The organism is Chengkuizengella marina (genome assembly GCF_009910845.1).
In the GTDB taxonomy this organism is placed as follows: domain Bacteria; phylum Bacillota; class Bacilli; order Paenibacillales; family KCTC-33759; genus Chengkuizengella; species Chengkuizengella marina.
Genome location: NZ_SIJB01000030.1, coordinates 37962 through 56832 on the forward strand (window position 1 = coordinate 37962; position 18871 = coordinate 56832).

The window sequence follows — 18871 nt, forward strand, 5'->3', positions numbered from 1 at the left end:
TGACCCGTTAAACTCAAAGAATTACTTAAAAGACCAACATCACTTTGCGAGGTTAAGGTTGATCCTATCTGTTCTTCTATTCTGAAAAATTTATATTCTACAGTAAACACTAGCTAAAGCTATCCTTTGGCCATCAATGTCAAAAGCAAAGTTACGATTATCAAGAGATTCATCCACGGACCAAAGGACCAGGCCTATTTTAACGCTTACTGTAGCAATATTAAAACAAGGAGGTTATCATAATAGAGTATGCTGTAAAAAGAGGCTGCCAGAAAGTCAGTTTTCACTACTTTCTAGACAACCTCTTTCCTTATTTTCAAGTTTTTAGTTAAACGAATCATTGAGTTGGCATTGTTAAATATTCATAATATGATTCATATGTGGACCCATTACCATCTGATGGTTCTAAAATTACTTTCACACGATAATCTGTACCATATTCTCCCTGAAAAACATATCCATATGGAGATCTAACCACGTCTCGTTTTTGATCTACCCAATTTCCATTCAAGTCTTTTTTCTCCCATTCAATATAAACATTTCCCAGTTGAGTTGATGGTGATTGCATATTTAACTCAACCACAACATTTGTATCAACATCATTATAGACTTTTGTAATATCTACAGGACTTAAGGTTGTTACCGTCATTGCATTACTTTGTTCAGAACGGTTCCCTGCTTTATCTAATACTTTCATCGTATACTTATATTCTACATTGTGTAAATCCACGTCATGATCTACATAGCCACCCTGATTAAATTCAGGAGAATCACTTGGAATAATGAAGCTCACCATTTCACCTGATTGAAGATCCTCACGAATAACCTCCACAGAATCAATTGCAATACCAGCCGTTTCTGGAGTAATCCAGCCAATTCTAACGACACCATCTGCAAAATTAACTCCCGTTATTTGTACATTTTTCGTTAATAAATTTTTAGTATTAATTTGTATTACATCACTCATTTCAGATGCATTGCCATCACTGTCTATAGCTCTAATTTTATATTTTAATGTTGTATCCATAGGCAGCAATGAATCTTCAAAACCATTCACGATGAATTCAGTACTATCATTCTCAAAAACTTGATAAGGTTCATTGTCTGATATATCTTCTCTATACAGTTCATATTTTACAATGTCAACATCCTCAGTAGCAGGTGGCATCCATGCTAATCTAATCGTGTTCTGCTCAGATTGTTCCGTAGGGAAGAATGTCATTTGAGGAATTAAGATATTGGAAGTTTTAGCAGTGACAACCTCACTTCTTCTCTCTGTTCCTGCCCAATCTGTCGCTCTTACAACATAAGTGTGTTCAGAATCTAGTTCTAATCCTTCATCTCTATAAAAACCATTGGTATTAAACAGCAGCTCAGATGTGATCTGAATCATTTCTTCATGTTCGGTTCCTTCATCTCGAATTAATTCATACGTAATATTTGGATACAATGAATTTCTTTGTCCTATTTTAAAATAAATACTGTTTCCTGTTGATCCCAATTCCTGTAGAGGCATATCTAAATCTCGATCCCAGATAGAATATACGCCTTTTGAGGTACCACTAAATACCCCACCATCACCCTGATGAATTTCGATAATTCTTTCATTACTAATTTTTTTCAATGTGATGGCTGGATCACCTGTAGGAGCTGTGTGAGAATAGGTTCCTGAGCTATTCCATTCAATTTCTCCATTTTCTGATAAAAACCCTGCTCTATATACTAGTGGATCACCAGATTCCGGCGCGTAGTTTGCCATCACAAACGTACCATCGTCCGTTAAAACTACTGCAGGATGTGTTCCATCATAAGTCGTTAAACCTAGGGAATATGGCTCGTCAATGTTAAAAGCCATATGTTTATTTTGAAAATCCCACTGAATCGTATTATCATCTAATAATTGACCTACACTATAATAAAGTTTATTTGTATCTTTAACATGTATTTCTACTAATTTTCCGCTGCGAGTAATATCAACTGTAGTATCTTTACTATCGCCATCATTCACTAATGTATACTTTCCAGACCAGTTAATGCCCGTAATTTCTCCATTTTCTGAGGCTATAGTTCCAACAGCATAGTCTTTATCAGTACCTAGAAATAGTTTTCCATCTTTAGTAAATGATACATTGTCAGGATGAATGATTTTACTTGATCCTCCAAATATATCCTCTTCTTTCACATCAAATCCGTAAACCATTCCATTTTTCATTGTGACAATAGAGTATACGATTCCATATTTATAATTGTATGCATCACTTTTATCAGTGTTTGATTGAACGATCAGAACCTGATCATCGTTTAACCATGTAGCTACACCGCCACTTAAATCATTTAATTTCGTCCCTATGCTTCTTCCTTTAATTTTATCATAGTTATTCCAAACGATTTCATCTTCCACGATTGTTCCCGTATTATAATAAGCTGCACCACCGGATTTCGTTCTGTGTATCTCAAATACTTCTCCTTTGCTGTTCACGGTAATATCCGGATCATATACATTATCAAAATATGTATAAGTCGCCCCCTGTGCAATAGGATCAAAATTTAGTTGTTTTTCAATAGAGTAACCAGGCTGAATCATACGATAAATATCAGAATAGGTAATATTTGTACCTGGCAGTGTTTCAGCTGCATATGCTGTGTTCATAACTCCAACTGTTCCTAGAACAGGTGCACTACTCACAAGAAGTGCCATAGAAAGGCCTACACCAGTGATTACTTTTTTGATTTGAACTTTTTCCATCATAATTCCTCCTAAAATATTTAATATATTTTTTTCATTACTAGTTTTGATAAAAGCGTTTAGCCAGTCGGCTAATGTACTATCTATATTAAAACTAGAAAGTGATGAAACTATGAAGAAGTTGTGTTGAAAGTAAGAAATTTCTTTTATTCAGAGGGGTTAACATGAGACGTGATAATTTGAAACTTATTTATATTGACTTTAGAGGACGTAATGAAGTATTTATATTTTTATATTAATATGTTAAGAAATATCTTTGTTATTTTTTTTCAAAAAGAGATATTATGGAAGGTAGGATTCGTGAAGATTTGTTAATAAAAGATAGATGGCGTGATTCTTTACTTTACAGCATTTTGGAACGCGAATGAAAAAATAATATAAACAAATTTTATTTAACAATTTGGCGAGTTTCTATGATAGAGAAACACCTTTTTATGATTTGGGTCTTTTTATAAAGAACATAAACAGATGTTTATGCTATGATTAGGTAAATATTATACATAAATTAAGTAAGAAATGATGAAGTCAAGGTGAGGGATCAGATTGATTAGAGAAATCTTAGTCTCAGATGCTGAAGAGTTCTTGAACTTAAACAAGAAGCTTGATCTTGAGACAAAATTTATGCTTTATGAAGAAAATGAACGTACCACGAGTATTGAAGAACAAGCTAAAATGATTGACTCTATATTAAATTCATATAACTCTACTATTTTTGTATCTCAACAGGAGAGCAATTTAGTTGGCTATATATTAATACATGGAGGGAAAATGAATCGGATTAAGCATAAGGCAAATTTAGTAATAGGTATTCTTAATAAGTATTGTAATAAAGGAATAGGGAGACAGCTCTTTCAACAAACGGAAGATTGGGCTAAAACTCATGGCTTAAAACGATTGGAGTTATCTGTAATGGCTCACAATAAATCAGCGATTGCTCTTTATAAAAAAATGGGATTTAAGATTGAAGGAGAGCAAAAATGCTCCCTAATTGTAGATGGTCAAATAGTAGATGAATACATTATGGGTAAGCTCCTGTAAATTATACCAAATTAGTATAAAGTGTTTTTGTTACGCAATATGGCGCGCTTCTTGAAGAAGGGTGCTTTTTTAATTCAAGGGCCATATTGTTGACGGTCAGAGGGGGAAACATATTATAAATTACTAATTTAATATGATAATATAGAATAAGTTGCATAAAAAAGACTTTGACTAAGTCAAAGTCTTTTTTAAAACTATTAATCCCATATCTTAGGGCGGTCAATACCCATTGTTCTCATATAATTTAACAACTGACCTGTGTGAACAGATTCATGATAAGCAATGCGTAATAACATATCCCCAAGTTTTTTAACATAGCCCCCTGCATCCAAAAGATCTATTTCTATATTTTCTAAGTCTTCTATACTAAATGTTTTAATGTATTTCAAGAACTCTTCACGATAAGGCTGTGCAAATTCAAGTTCATCATCTACTGATGTGAATTCTTTTGTCTCAAAGGGATTAAACAAATTAGCTAGTGCTTTACCACCTCTCCCTATAAGTACTTGGTGAAATAGAAACTCACCTTGTAATATATGCCTAATCATTTCAGCACAAGTAAGAGCGTCTTCATCAGGTTTCCAATTTAACATTTCTTTGGGTATAGCTTTCCATACTTTTATACTTCTACTCCTAATTTCTTCAAAATTTAAAATTATTAAATCAGTTACATGCATCTAAACTCCACCCCTTTACTTCAATTTATTGGTAAAATACCAATATGATTTTTGATGGAGAAAAATCAAACTATCTAAATGCTCCTTCCTTTAATTTTTAACCATTTGTATGTCATTCTATTATGTGTAATAAATTATAGATAAAATCTAGATTTATATCTAGTTGTAACCTTATATGGATGTTTATGGAAAAATCAATAAACTTCAGAATGTTGAAGATAATTTGAAAGTATACATAATTAAGTATAAAAATGACGCTTTACATGTTAGCTTGTTAGCATATATAATGGGGCCATTCGGAACATGGTTGACAAAGAAAGCGTACCCAAATAAGAACGTGAGGTTATGTACGTTTAAAAGAGATATGAAAAGAAGAGTAATACCAGTAGTATTTTAACTTATATAGTAAGCCAATTGGAATTTAATAGATTACATATAGATATGATGAACTTATTGAAGATGGTAAAATAATTAAATGTGTTTGTCCACTCCTAAATTCTCCATCATTTAATCCGATTTACTGTAGACATCACCATCAAGTTAAAAAAACAAACACCCCCGATTGGAAAAATGGAATCACAGCACCAAAAAAAGAAAATTGTACGTTTAAACACAATATAGATATAAAGACCCGGTTGCCTTTACGTTAAGAAATCGGTTATTAAGTATTCCGTCAGAACCATATTTTCATCTCCTTTCAAATTTATCAATTTAATAGAAAGTTATTAATGAAAGAGTTTTATTGAGAACATACAAAATAGTTCTATAGGTTGATAAAAGTAACAAAATAATTAGTGTATAATCAATTACGTCTTCCTTTAATTGGAATTTAATCAAAAAATTGAAAAAAGGAGAGGTTGAATGTTTAAGATGAGAAGGGGAGTTATCTTTTTCACAATCGTATTATTAGTGGTGATGATGGTTTTGCCGAGTGTTGGTGCACAGGAGAATCAACTTGTGGAGGAGGTACAAACAGAATTAGAATATAAGCTGGTAGGTGAAGAAGAAGGGCACTACGCTTATCAGAAAAATCATAAGAACGACCCAATAAATCCGGAAGTATCTGTTTCGAAAAATGGAAATCCAATGGTTCCAGAGTCATCTTATGAGCATTCAGATTACTTAAATGAGGATGCAAAAGTATTTAAGGCAGCTGACAATGTCTATTCCTTTTCAGGTTTTGGGTTAGCCAATACAGTTATGATTGAAGGAGAAGACGGAATCATTATTATTGATCCCAATTCGGACATGCATGTTGGAGATATGGTATATACAGCGGTTCGAGATATAACAGACAAGCCTGTAAAAGGGATCATCTACTCACATAATCATATAGATCATGTTGGAGGGGCAAGGTCATTTGTGACACGTGAGCAAGTCGAAAATGGGGAAGTTGCGATTGTAGCTCATCACAAATTAATGGGGAACATAAAGAATATTTTCTCCGTGATTACTCCAATCATGGTTCAACGGGGATCATACCACACAGGAGAATATTTGGATTGGAACTATAAATCAGGTAAAGATAGCGGGTATGTACATGGAGGTATTGGAGTTCCATTCCAAGGAAGACATGAAGAAGAGAAGCAGGAGGAAATTTCTTTCTTTAAGCCAACGATTATGGTTCCAGATGAAGGTTCGACAATGACAATTGCGGGTGTAGAAATGGAAATTATGTACGCCCCATCAGAAACAGAAGATGAACTGGTATTTTATTTACCAAAGGAGAAAGTACTTATTACATCTGAAGTAATCAATCCTACATTCCCTAATTTATATAGTCCTAGAGGTACAAAAACAAGGGACGTGGGACAATGGATAGAATCGATTGATGAAATGAGGTACCGATTCGATGAAGCTAAATACATGGTCCCTACACATGGGAGGCCTGTGTATGGTAAAAGGAATGTAAACAAACGTATGACAGACTATCGAGATGCCATATCTTGGGTCTATCAACAGTCCATTAGAGGAATAAATCAAGGGTTCAATAAAGATCAGTTAGTTGAATTTGTCAATTTACCCGAGCGACTCAATGATCCTTGGGATCACGGGTTAGGGAATCATTACGGAGATTATAATCTCTCTGTGAAAGCCATCTATACGGACTTTTTAGGATGGTTTGAAGGAGATCCTACTGAATTATCCAGAGCCCCATATGAAACAAGAGCATCAAATTATGTGGAAGTAATGGGCGGCTTAGAAAAAGTGAAGAAAGAAACAAGGGAAGCTATCGATCGAAAAGAATATGAATGGGCAGCTGAATTAATTACATGGGCGGTGAGAGCCTTTCCTGAGGATACTGAGTCCAAATTATTAAAGGCCGAAGCACTCGAGGAACTGGGGTATCTATCGACGGCAGCCAATGTCAGAGGTTTTTACTTGAGCGCGGCACAAGAACTTAGAGGTGAATTAGAATCAAATGTTATTGATCCCGGTCGAGGAGATATATTAAAAGAATTAGACTTTTCTTCGTTAGTTAGCATGATTACGTATAATTGGGATGCAGAAAAAGCAGAAAAAGATGATGTCAATCTTGGGGTCAAATTTGTTCTAAAGAATGGAAAAGAGAAAGAAAAAGCAGCAATCTTGGTAAGAGGTGGCGCAGTGGAATTTGTATCAGCAGAACATGCTGATTCACTTGGATTATTTGATATAAACTCCATAGTAACGGTCACTAAAGAAAGTTTGGAGAGTATATTATTAGAAGAGTCTACTATAGAAGAAGAAATAGCAGAAAGAGGAATGGAAGTATATAATGTGATAGGTTTCAAAAAATTCATTTCTTATTTGGATGGTAAAATTGCCTACCGAGATATAAAGTTAGCAGATAGATAGTGAAAGCAGTGGTTGCTTAATTTCTGATCTTGTTTGGAAGGAGGATTAGTGGATTTTCCTTTATACAGTACACGCTCCAATCTAATCATATTAACTTGAATAAACTAATAAAAAAATGAAAAGGACGTGTTAATTTTGGAATTTTAAATTGCCCCAATTCATAAAGAAAGGCACTTTACTTAGAGAAAAATGCCATTTTGTGAAGATGAATATGTTATGATCAGTTTCGTAGACGCAGCAGTCACAAATTGACTCATCTATTAGAAATTGTAAAAGAAAATAGACAGAGAATGTAACCCTTTTATAAACAGCAAGTAGTCAAATTCAAAGTTAGAATCCATTTTGATCAATCTTTTTTCAAAGTGGGTTCTTTTTTACCATAGAATGTGGTTTTTATTGTAGAATATGTGGGAATGGAGCTAATTGAAAGTAAGCTTCGAGGAGGTATAAATATGAACAGAAAAAAGTGGATTATACGAAAAGCTATTGTTGATGATGCTAAGGATCTTAAGGATTGTATGGATGCAGCCTACTCAAAGTATTTGTCTAGACTTAAGGGAAAACAATTACCACCTATGAATATAGATTATGAAGAGGAAATATCCTCTTTTCCTGTCTGGGTCGTCGATTCCGAAAAGGAGATTGTTGGTGGATTGATTTTAATGTTTGAAAATGACTATACTAAAGTAGCAAATGTGGCGGTACATCCTGATTTTCAGGGAAACGGTTTAGGACGAAATCTTATGGATTTTGCAGAAGCAGAAGCAAAAAAAAGAGGTTATTTTGAGCTGCGGTTAGCAACTCATATACTATTGACAGAAAACATTTCCTTTTATCTTAATTTGGGATGGGAAGAGATTGATCGTGATGATACTCGTGTATACATGAGAAAAAACATTCTATAATAACAGTTAATAGGAGAAATTATTGAAATACACGATCTAAAACAGCTTATAAAATAATTCTATATCCCATTGTATCACCTAATTGTGAAGCAGCAAATTAGCTGATGGAGGAGAAAAAATTGTATAAAAAAATTCATATTTTTGGTGCTTCTGGTTCAGGAACTTCGACACTCGGAACTGAATTATCCAAGGAACTTTCTTATACTCATCTTGATACCGATGACTATTATTGGATAACTAAGTTTACACAACAAAGACCAGTACCTGAAAGAAAGGAATTGTTAAAACACGATTTATCAATAAATCAAAGGTGGATTCTTTCGGGGGCAATATGTGGTTGGGGTGATAACTTTAAACCGTATTTTGATTTGGTTATATTTTTATGGATTCCTCAAAGTATAAGAATTGAGAGATTACAACAAAGAGAATATCAGAGGTATGGTAATGAGATATTAGCTGGTGGTAGCAAATACGACCAATCGAAGGCTTTTTTGGAGTGGGCTTCTTTGTATGATGAAGGTGGGATGGAAGTTAGAAGCAAAACGTTACACGAACATTGGATATCAAACTTAGTTTGCCCAATATTAAGAATTGAAGGTGACTATACGGTTAAGGAACGAGTAAATATTGTCCTAAATTATTTAAGTTCAAATTAATTGCAACTAACAGGTGTTTTTTTAGTAATAAATTTCAATACGAGAGAAAGAGGAATATCTAATTCCTCTTTACAATAATTGCATTGTTGTCACACAAGTTCTATCTTCTTTAAAAGTTGAGAGGTTGCTTTCTGCAATTTTTCCATCATACTTTATCCGTACTTGGTATTCTTTGTCTCGTGGTAACCACATATCAAAAAAGCCATTCTTCCCAGATACTAAACTTTCCTCAACGATAACATTCCCTGTTGAATCTTTTATTAAAACTTCAAATGTTTCATTTACCAGTTCACCTTGACAACTAGTCAAGTTATGGTTAGTGCATGGGTGTGTGTTGTTTATATACGGTGCAATTGAAACGAAGAATTCGTCTGCTGGTAAATCATACATACGTTCTTCCTGATTAGTGTGCTTTACAATCAGATGTTCAGATGTGATGGACGCAGTCTCCACCTTGATGTTACCTACGCTGTAGTCATAAACTAGATCTTTTATAGATTTTGAGTCCATTTCTTGTTGTTCTTGTGCCCCTTCTTCACCACATGCAGTTAAAAGAAAAATTGTTGTGAGAATTATTAGTAATAGATTCTTTTTCATAGATATGCACTCCTTAATAGCTTCTAAATAATATTATATAGTATATTTTTTTAGTTAGAATAAGAAAGAATAGTTTATCACTGAAATGTCACAATTCACTTAAAATTATATTTTAAAATACAATCATGATGTCTATAAAAAGGTAAAAATAAAACTATTTTGGCAATAAAGCGCTTTTCTCTAATAGAAGCGCCTTGCATCTTTCTTAATGATATGGCTGAATTGTTGAACCCTTGTCGATACAGACAAATGCGGAGTTTTATATAACCCTAGACATAAGTCCACTCATGGATGACATCTCATTCATACGATATCAAATAAAATAATTGATGGAGCTGTTCACTATGGGATATTTAGATCAATTCATCTGTGATTGTTGCGTCTATTAGGAGGTGAAATAATGATTACTCATATTGTCAAAAGAGGTGAGAATTTGTTGACCATTTCACAAAGATATGGTGTATCTATTAGATCCATAGTGGATCAAAACAAAATAACAAATGCAGAAACTTATGAAGGTGACAGATTGAGTATTCCAGTATCTACTGATTCAGAGTTTTATCAACAAACTAAAATGGCAGATGCCAATCAACTCACAACTCCAAAACCTAACATCCAACCTAGGCCAAAAAAACCGTCCCCTTTCTCTAGAAAAAGAAAACGGTTTTTTTGGGCTTAGAGAGAGAAGTGTTTATCCTTTCACATCTGCAATCTATCTTAACATGATGATCTTTTAAATGGTTACTTCAAAATAAGTAATAGCACATGTACTGCGATATGAATAGTATAACTCAAATGACTCCTTGGAAAGGATGGCACATATGAGAATTTTTGATCCAAATAAGCTAAGTGTTACTTTCTTTAATGGTGTCACTGAAAAGATTTTTCCGCGATATTATACATTAACACATTCAGATCTTACGGGGGAACTTTTTTTAGACATTGGTCCAACTTATCGAGTAGACAAAATTAATGTAAACATGCGTGATGAAGTGCTAGGGCATTGGTATATTACAAATGAATGTTTATTTTTTCACGCATACGTATATGTATCGAATGGTGAATTCGATAAAGAAGTGTCGAAAGTAAGATATGAGATTTTTAAAAGAGAACTTCCACTAGCATTGAAAGCAATACGTTATGGTGATCGTCATTTATTTGATCTATATCCACAACTAGATGAAAAAACAATTTGCATCTATTTTCAATCAGTTTATCCAGAATATCATGGTGTTGAGAGTTGGGGGGAATTTAAAGATTATAAAATAAACATTTGATGTGTATCGACATCACCCAAATATTAAATTTTCTGTAAAGGAAACAAACAATACTATTTTGAACTATATTAGAATAGAAGTTCAAGTCATCTTTAACAAGCTGGCGCTCTTCTCGAAGAAGGGTGTCTTTTACATATAAGGGCCATTTTGTTTAATATCGGTATTAGTGAATGATCAACGAAATTTCAATAGGAACTTCGATTAAGTCTCCCTTTAGTAAGTGTTATATATATTAGCTTGCATTTTTTTCTATTGATTAAAAATAATTTCTTTTTCTATAATGAATTGTATACAACAGCTAAGACCTACAATACAGAGTGAGGTATTATTATGGCAAAAGATACAATTGAAATTTATTCACCGAGAAAAAATATAGTCAAGCTATTTATTTTAACAATTTTTATAAATTTAATAGGAATAGTCATGATTTTTATATCATTTAAATCCATATTAATGATTTCCTCATCCAATATACTCATGCCTATTTATTTGTTTTTCTTTTATTTAATTATAGGACTTTCATCAACAATTGGTAATCCATGTACATATTATTTAAAAAGATTAATCAAACCTAAACCATCTTTAATTATAAATAATGTAGGCATTTATTTCGATATTCATCAATTCATTACAGGGACGATAAAATGGGGGGGAATTAAAGAAATATCCATGACCGTATACAAAATAAACTGGTTACCCTCATCCCTAAACATAAAAATAAATCGTTTAAATAAACTCACATCTAAGCGGAATTTTTTTTTGGAGATAATGCTTAAAACAAAAATATTATTTAGAGGGAATTCAATTGAAATTCCAGAATTCATGTTTTCAATGCAACTGGAAGAAGTAATGGGAATTATTAAAAAAAACCTAGATGAATTTTATAAGCATGAATGAACCTGTATGCTTTTTTCTGTTGAGTTTTCATCCCCAAGCCATTCTTCCAATCTCTTATTCAACAATATGGCGCGATTGTTTAAGAAGAAAGTCTATAAAATGATCAAACTTTTTTATAAAAATTAAGTAGACTACCTCATATTTAGAATCCAATTTGATCAATCTTTTTTTCAAAATGGATTCTTAATGTTAACCATAGAATTTGGTTTACGTGGGGTTTTGATCAAAATTTATTTTAATGAAGAATAACAAAAGTCGTTAGTTTTTGTATATTCTCAATTTATTCCTTTAACGATTTCAGATGATTTTCTAGCAAAAACAAATGGATTAGTTATAGCTTGATAGGTGACAATTGAGGAAGGTGGGCTAGAAAAACTAAAAAAAGAAGATGCATTCCCTAGTATAAATCCTCGTTTTTGAATTCGTTTAACTACTTTATTTATCTCATCTTCAAACAAATCCAATCTAGCTAGGCAAAGAGATTCTGTTTTAGAGATAGGTGTAAAGGAAAATAGCAGATCATTAAAAGCTACATTTAATCTGCCTAATATTTTGGACTTTCTTGATCTGTGTAAACGAATAGTACAAAAATTATTAAAGCAAAAAGGGACAAACATATTTCCAAAAACTGAGGCTAAGCGTTTGCATCTTCTTTCTCCCCTTCTAATGCGAGTAGGGAAAAAATTAATATTTGCTCTAATAAAAGACTTCCGAACTATTTTTGCAAAAATAACGGGATTTTCAACAGCTTCAATAGTTAAAGTGAACACTTTTGGGTTACTTTTTAAATACAATTGTACAGCAGATCCTATTTTTATTGATTTATAATTACTCAAAAATCTTACAAATGGGGTCAATTCTGATTCTAATAAACTAATTTCTCCAAGGCACAACGCCTTCCCTTTTTTATCTAATGATTGAAAATCTAGACCAACTACTAAAGCATTATTCACTTTAGATGAATCTACACCTTGAATTTTCAATGGAAAAGGGCGTGTTGCTACACTCGTACAAGAAATGTTTGGGTCAACAAATGGCGTACCCCCTAATATCGTTGTAAATTTATTACAGAATATATCAAATCGTTTACTCATATATTAACTTTCCTTTAGTTTTAATTTTATATGGTTCTACCTACCATTTTATTAAGATTGTGAACAACGTATGGAAGGAAGTTATACACCATACTATGCAATCTATTAGTTTCATGTATGTGCAAATGTTCTAGGACAGTTACATCAATTTGATTCCTATCTAGCGCCTTTCTTATGATTTGTACTATATTGTGGTAAATAAAATGGGTCATTTTGTAAAAATTAACATTTATAGATAAAAGATTATTTTAATTTCAAAGGTATAATTACCTATATTTAACATTATTATGAAAATATTTAAACTAACAATTTTGATATCTTTCCTTTATAATTGCTCATAAATAAAGGCTAACCAATCCAATAAATAATTTATCAAAAAGGATAAGATTAAATTAATTTTATATCATAAACTTACAGTTCATTCTGCAATGAAACGATTACAAGAGATAGTCTAAATTCAATAATAGGGGGTAACTTATATGGGAGCATGGGGTACTGAACTTTGGGAAGATGATTTGTCTTGTGATATACAAGATGAATGGAATGAACTAATAGATGAGGGGAATAGTCCCAAAAAGGCTACTAAAATAATTCTTGATTCATGGTTAGATGAATTTCAAGATGATGATAATGAAGAAGATGTTTTAGCTGATTTATCAATTCTATATATCTCTCTTGCTGCTTTACAAATGAGGCAAAAGGCATTGCAAAATAAAATTAAGAAGAAAGCATTGGAATACCTTGAAAAAGGAGCAGACCTTCATCTTTGGGAAGATGGTAATGAAAAAGATTTGAAGGATAGAAAGAAAGTTTTATACGAATTTAAAATGAAATTGATAGCATTTAAACCTAAATTATTATAAAATCGAGTTCTATAAATCAACTAAAAATAGATTGTTAAACATAATTTAAATCAGATTGAATTTGAAAATCATATAAATATAACTTATGAAGTAGTTGCTTATTTTGATGTTTCCAATTCTTTGTTGCAAAGGTCTATTACTTTTACAAGAACACTGTTGACCTCTTAAGATGCTCATCTTTAGAGGTTTTTTTTATCAAAAAAGATACTATAAAGGATAATAATTTGACGAAAGCAAAAACTAAAAAAACAAAGAATATGATTTGGAATACATAATATGACATAAATGAAAAGGAGATAGATGACTAAGAAAACTTAATCCGGATGAAATTAAACAAAAGTTATGCTGGCCTACCGAAATTATTTTTCTACAACCTTGATCCAATTTCAGATATGGATAAAACTTTATATTTGTTGGAAAGGAACTTTACTATGAAAGAAAACTTACCTCATTATTTTTTTGCCATACCATTACCCCAGGAAATCAAATCATTATTATATGTTTTTACGACTTCGTTAAAAAAAGGAAAGATGGAATTTAAGCAGTGGGTTTTACAAGAGGACTATCATATTACTCTCTGTTTTTTAGGGTCTTCAAGTGAGCAGCAACTAGAAAGCTTGGTTTCTCACATTCAGCAAATAACAAGTAACTATGCTCCTTTTTCTCTACAATTATTTGATATTCATACGTTTGGACTTACAGACGCGCCCCGTGTTCTTTGGGCAAATGTACTAACTGGAGAAGAACTATTTGTTTTGCAAGAAAAAGTGAAGGAAGCATGCAAAACAGTAGGTTTCCGTCTTGATGAGCGTCCTTACACACCACATATTACATTAGCAAAAAGATGGACAGGTGATGCCCTATTTCAAATAAATCAAATGCCGTCTTTAAATACAATGGATTGGATTTGTAATAAAATCATGCTTTATCAAGTTGCCCCTCGACGTATACCAAGATATATTCCCGTTTATGAATTTCCACTTGATTCATAGTCAGCTCTATTTGTAATGACAATATGTTTGACAAAGAACTAAAAATTTGTGAAACCTAAGTTATAGATGATCTTCGATTGGATAACTCCATGGTTTTCCGCAGCAAAAATTGAATATAGAGGTTACCGTTTTTCATGAAATAGATTTAAATGAAGGAAATACCATATGATTATTTTAATTGAAGATGTTTATACAAAATTATTAAATATAAAAAGTGGGTGAAGGGGAATTTATTAAACAACATATACTATTTTCGCTCTTTTGCAAGACCATACAAAAAATAGGTGTTCATTTTTCGTGTCCTCTATTTCAGTTAATCTTTTATAATTTTAATACATATAAGGAAAGGAGACATATAATGAAGACTTGTGAAAAAGTAAAGCTATTTAGAGAATTACATCGAAAAGATAAACCAATGGTGTTATTAAATATTTGGAGTGTGGAGAGTGCAAAGGCTTTAACTAGCACCAATATCAAATTAGTTCCAACTGGAAGTTATGCAATGGCTGATAATTATGGGTATGAAGATGGAGAAAACATGCCATTCGAAGAAATAGTTACTTATATTAGTCAATTGCAACCGTATGAAAATTTTATTACTGTTGATATAGAGTCTGGCTACGCAACTAATTTAAGTGAATTAGAAAAAAACATAATAACACTAACTGAAAATGGTGTTGTTGGAATAAATATAGAGGATAAAGTAAAGGGAACATCTTCTTTATTTAATATCAATGAACAATGTCAAAGGATATCCTTTATTCGTAAAGTCTGTGAGAAAATAGGTAGCGATATTTTCATAAATGTAAGAACAGATACTTATTTTATGGGAGATATTCTGAGCAATAATCTAAGTGATGAATGTCTACATCAAACATTAACTAGAATGAAAGCTTATGGAGAAGCTGGAGCTGATGGAGTTTTTGTACCAGGATTAACCAACAAAGAACATATTCAAAGCATCACAAATAGCTCTATAGTGCCAATAAATTTAATGTTGGATATAAAAAAAGATAATATGGTGGATTACTTAAATTTAGGTGTTGCTAGGATTAGTTTTGGACCATCTCTTTATTTTTCATATAATGAAAGTGCTGATAAAGATCTTGATAAGTTTTATAAAAATATTTTAAATAAATTAAACAGTTATCATGAAAATAATCAAATAGAACTTTTAATGACCTAAAATGAGGGATTTCAAATGATTAATGATGAATCTTTAAAAGAACAATATTACAAAGCACTGTTAGAAAGAAATTCTAAATATGATGGTATTTTCTTTGCAGGAATAACGACAACTGGAGTATTTTGTCATGCGACTTGTCCAGCAAGAAAACCTAAATATGAAAATTGTAATTTTTATGAAACTGCTGAGGAAGCACTTTTGTCGGGGTTTCGTCCTTGTAAAAGATGTTGTCCAATGTCCTATCCTAAAGAAATATCTCCACTAGTACATCAAATGATACATCTTGTTGAAGAGCATCCAGAAAAAAGATGGAAAGATGCTGATTTCTCAGAGCTAGGATTTCATGCAGCTACTGCTAGAAGACAATTTAAAAAAATCTATGGAATGACATTTGTACAATATGCAAGGGCTAGAAAAATGGGAATTGCTTTGAAATCCATAAGAACAGGTGAGAAAATAATCAATGCTCAAATAGATGTAGGGTATGACTCGTCTAGTGGATTCCGTGATGCATTTTCTAATATCATGGGTAAAGCACCAGTTAATTCTCAAAAAGTAATAATTCTTTATGCAAGCTGGATAGACACTAAATTAGGACCGATGGTAAGTATAGTAGATGAAGAATTTTTATATTTACTTGAATTTGTCGATCGTAGAGGGTTAGAAAGAGAAGTTGAACAGATGCGTAATAAGTTAAACGCTTCAATCATTCCAGGGGAAACTAAAATATCAAAACAAATTGAAAATGAATTAAAAAATTATTTTAATAACAAACTAAAGAAATTTGAAACGCCTATTATATTTTTTGGTTCTGATTTTCAAAAATCTGTATGGAACGAACTGTTAAAAATTGAAATAGGAAAAACTACTTCTTATAAGGAATTAGCTACTTTATTAAATAATCCAAAATCTGTCCGAGCAGTTGGTAATGCAAATGGGGCAAATCAATTATCGATTATAGTACCGTGTCATAGAGTCATACAATCTGACGGAAAATTAGGTGGATATGGTGGAGGACTAGAAAGAAAAAAATGGTTACTTCATCACGAAAAAAATTATAAAAAATAATTTTAGATAGAAATAGTTATTCCACGATCTGGCGCATTTCTCTAAGAGAAGCGTCTTTTTTATGACTAAGGTAAGGGACAGATAGTGGATGAAGTTATTTTGAAACTATACATAAACCGATACTTAATTTTAGAATTATGAGAGAATGCTATTTATTAAGGGTTGAGAAAAGGTTTCTTTATATTTATGAATTAGAGATGATAGATAAGGTGTCCCTTTTTTTGTGTTAACTAAATCAAGAAGTATGTAGAGGGTGAAATAATGTTAATTAAATGGATTGTGTGTGATGTACCTAAACATAAAAAAATAGACTTTTCTAACGCTCAAGAGAAATGGAACTCACTGGTGAATATAGACGGGTTTTTAGGTCAAATTGGTGGCTGGAACTTAAATAAAACTTCAAAAGCAGGGATTATCTCTTTATGGAGGGATCAATTATCTTATCATAAATTCATGGATCAAGAGCATGATAAGATTTTAAAAGAAGGAAAACAAAAAGATACCTATGAACATATTTCAGTAGAGATATTCAATAAGAAATTTAATATTAATAAATTCCAAGTCACACCGTTTTTAAAAGAAGTTAAAATTCTTTGGGTTGTAGATTGTGTAGTTAAAGAGGATAAACAAGAGTACTTTGAAAATTTGCAAAAAAATATATGGAACGAACAAATGTCTAAAAATCAGGATATGCTAGCAGGTGTTTTTTGCAAAAATGACCAAAATAAATACTTAGTAGTTTCATTATGGGGGAGTAAAGATGCACATCAACTGGATGTTGAACCTATTTTGTCTAAATTAACAGATGACGTAATTAAAATTCATGGAACAGTATTAATTTTAGATGAGAATTGGAGTGTCGTTTAAACTTTATTTTTAAAAAGAAAGATGGATTAATACTCATGAATTAGAAAGTGAATTATGAGTTCTTTGAGATTTTTTGAAAGATCATAAGTTATTCAGGAATTGGGCGCCTCTTTCTAATAAGGCGCTTTTACCAGTGCAATATAATTGTACAAGTTTATTGAATATTGATATGAGGACATAATAATTAATATATTAAAGCTTTTTGTGTTGTTATTTTAAGCTAGGAGTTGGTAATTTGAAAAAATTAAAAACAATGTTTCTTTCTATCTTTTCACTAGTTGCCATAGTTATATTAACATTAGGGATTTTTATATTGATTGAAAGGATTCAAGATAAATTATTTGTACCTCAGGAGTATTTAATGTGGATTTTTAAATACCCAACTTCAAGGTTAGTGTTTATGTATTTGTTATATGTATTTGCTGTATTCTATTATATTTTTCAAAAGAAATTTAAGAGAATATTACCTACGGAAGCTTATAGTTCAAAAGATAGTTTTCTTAAAAAACATAGAAAATTAATTTTTTCTATATTTATAGTGCTCAATATACCTCTGTTTTACATCATTGTTACAGCTGTTACTGTTATAACTAATAATAAAATCATTGATTATTCTTTCCTTTCACCTAAGGGTAGAGAATATAACTACAACGATATTGTCATGATTAAGACGGGAGTGTATGGGGAGAGATTATATTTACCGTTGACTCATTCAAAGGGTGACTTTTTTTACATTATAGAATTAAAAGACGGTTTAAAAATTGATTTATCTGAAGTTGGCGGAGTAAAAAGTGAAGAACATGAGTATTTTATTATTGAAGATCTTGACAGACAATTTGTTAATATGAATATTCCCAAAGTATCTAGTATGGAAAATTTTGATTACAGTACCGAACATTTAGCTGAAATTTATACGGATAAAATAAGAAATATATTAGAAAACAACAATTAAAAGTAATGGGCTTATTTTAAGGGGTAATAGTTGAAAATTCTACATTTAACAAACATATAATGTTCTTCTGCAATCTAGCGCTGTTTTCAAAGAGTGCCTATCTTTATGATTTGTGTCATATTGTTGAGTTACGAAGATAAGGATATATGCTAAAATTAGGAAGAGATTGTGAAGGAATGTACTAAGCTTGTCTTCTTAATAGAAAACTAAAATTAAAT

At 31.7% G+C, this 18871-nt stretch carries 17 protein-coding genes; 13 read left to right on the forward strand and 4 right to left on the reverse strand.

Translation table 11 applies throughout. From position 1 onward, the window contains the following. Window positions 1-337: 337 nt before the first annotated feature. On the reverse strand, window positions 338-2746 hold the full coding sequence (locus tag ERL59_RS14840; RefSeq protein WP_160647012.1) for a fibronectin type III domain-containing protein: 2409 nt from the start codon (window positions 2744-2746) through the stop codon (window positions 338-340). A 543-nt stretch (window positions 2747-3289) separates the two neighbouring features. On the opposite strand from ERL59_RS14840, the gene ERL59_RS14845 reads away from it, so the two are divergent. After that, window positions 3290-3784, forward strand: coding sequence for a GNAT family N-acetyltransferase (locus ERL59_RS14845; RefSeq protein ID WP_160647013.1), 495 nt, complete (start codon window positions 3290-3292; stop codon window positions 3782-3784). A gap of 197 nt (window positions 3785-3981) precedes the next feature. Here the strand turns inward: ERL59_RS14845 and ERL59_RS14850 are convergent, their stop codons facing one another. Beyond that, complete coding sequence (locus tag ERL59_RS14850; RefSeq protein ID WP_160647014.1) at window positions 3982-4461, reverse strand: DinB family protein; 480 nt, start codon at window positions 4459-4461, stop codon at window positions 3982-3984. An 861-nt stretch (window positions 4462-5322) separates the two neighbouring features. On the opposite strand from ERL59_RS14850, the gene ERL59_RS14855 reads away from it, so the two are divergent. The 3 genes from ERL59_RS14855 (at window position 5323) to ERL59_RS14865 (ending at window position 8860) form a co-directional block, all read left to right on the forward strand. After that, on the forward strand, window positions 5323-7299 hold the full coding sequence (locus tag ERL59_RS14855) for an alkyl sulfatase dimerization domain-containing protein (protein ID WP_160647015.1): 1977 nt from the start codon (window positions 5323-5325) through the stop codon (window positions 7297-7299). Between the two features lie 452 nt (window positions 7300-7751). After that, the gene (locus ERL59_RS14860; RefSeq protein ID WP_160647016.1) at window positions 7752-8204 is read left to right on the forward strand and encodes a GNAT family N-acetyltransferase; all 453 of its coding nucleotides are present in this window, start codon (window positions 7752-7754) and stop codon (window positions 8202-8204) included. A gap of 119 nt (window positions 8205-8323) precedes the next feature. Then, window positions 8324-8860, forward strand: a complete 537-nt coding sequence (locus ERL59_RS14865) for an ATP-binding protein (RefSeq protein ID WP_160647017.1) — start codon at window positions 8324-8326, stop codon at window positions 8858-8860. A gap of 69 nt (window positions 8861-8929) precedes the next feature. On the opposite strand, the gene ERL59_RS14870 is transcribed toward ERL59_RS14865, so the two are convergent. Further along, window positions 8930-9457 (reverse strand): CueP family metal-binding protein, encoded by a 528-nt coding sequence (locus tag ERL59_RS14870; protein ID WP_160647018.1) that lies wholly within the window; start codon window positions 9455-9457, stop codon window positions 8930-8932. Window positions 9458-9857: 400 nt separating this feature from the next. Here ERL59_RS14870 and ERL59_RS14875 point away from each other — a divergent pair, with 400 nt between their 5' ends. From ERL59_RS14875 to ERL59_RS14885, 3 genes are all read left to right on the forward strand, one after another. After that, the gene (locus ERL59_RS14875; protein ID WP_160647019.1) at window positions 9858-10136 is read left to right on the forward strand and encodes a LysM peptidoglycan-binding domain-containing protein; all 279 of its coding nucleotides are present in this window, start codon (window positions 9858-9860) and stop codon (window positions 10134-10136) included. A 142-nt stretch (window positions 10137-10278) separates the two neighbouring features. Beyond that, window positions 10279-10734 carry a staygreen family protein gene (locus ERL59_RS14880; protein ID WP_160647020.1) on the forward strand — a complete coding sequence of 152 codons (456 nt, stop codon included), beginning with the start codon at window positions 10279-10281 and terminating at the stop codon, window positions 10732-10734. Between the two features lie 330 nt (window positions 10735-11064). Next, window positions 11065-11631, forward strand: a complete 567-nt coding sequence (locus tag ERL59_RS14885; protein ID WP_160647021.1) for a hypothetical protein — start codon at window positions 11065-11067, stop codon at window positions 11629-11631. 275 nt (window positions 11632-11906) lie between these two features. On the opposite strand, the gene ERL59_RS14890 is transcribed toward ERL59_RS14885, so the two are convergent. Continuing rightward, window positions 11907-12725 carry a DUF1259 domain-containing protein gene (locus ERL59_RS14890; RefSeq protein ID WP_160647022.1) on the reverse strand — a complete coding sequence of 273 codons (819 nt, stop codon included), beginning with the start codon at window positions 12723-12725 and terminating at the stop codon, window positions 11907-11909. Between the two features lie 479 nt (window positions 12726-13204). On the opposite strand from ERL59_RS14890, the gene ERL59_RS14895 reads away from it, so the two are divergent. The 6 genes from ERL59_RS14895 (at window position 13205) to ERL59_RS14920 (ending at window position 18653) form a co-directional block, all read left to right on the forward strand. Further along, window positions 13205-13588, forward strand: coding sequence for a MarR family transcriptional regulator (locus tag ERL59_RS14895; RefSeq protein WP_160647023.1), 384 nt, complete (start codon window positions 13205-13207; stop codon window positions 13586-13588). Window positions 13589-13911: 323 nt separating this feature from the next. Further along, window positions 13912-14580, forward strand: a complete 669-nt coding sequence (thpR, locus tag ERL59_RS14900; RefSeq protein ID WP_160647024.1) for an RNA 2',3'-cyclic phosphodiesterase — start codon at window positions 13912-13914, stop codon at window positions 14578-14580. Between the two features lie 358 nt (window positions 14581-14938). Next, the gene (locus tag ERL59_RS14905; RefSeq protein ID WP_160647025.1) at window positions 14939-15766 is read left to right on the forward strand and encodes an isocitrate lyase/PEP mutase family protein; all 828 of its coding nucleotides are present in this window, start codon (window positions 14939-14941) and stop codon (window positions 15764-15766) included. Window positions 15767-15781: 15 nt separating this feature from the next. Next, entirely contained in the window at window positions 15782-16834 is a 1053-nt protein-coding gene (locus ERL59_RS14910; RefSeq protein WP_160647026.1) for a bifunctional transcriptional activator/DNA repair enzyme AdaA, read from the forward strand. Between the two features lie 261 nt (window positions 16835-17095). Then, window positions 17096-17701: a YdbC family protein gene (locus tag ERL59_RS14915; protein WP_160647027.1), complete on the forward strand. Its 606-nt coding sequence runs from the start codon at window positions 17096-17098 to the stop codon at window positions 17699-17701. Window positions 17702-17936: 235 nt separating this feature from the next. Continuing rightward, window positions 17937-18653, forward strand: a complete 717-nt coding sequence (locus ERL59_RS14920; RefSeq protein WP_160647028.1) for a hypothetical protein — start codon at window positions 17937-17939, stop codon at window positions 18651-18653. Window positions 18654-18871 lie beyond the last annotated feature (218 nt).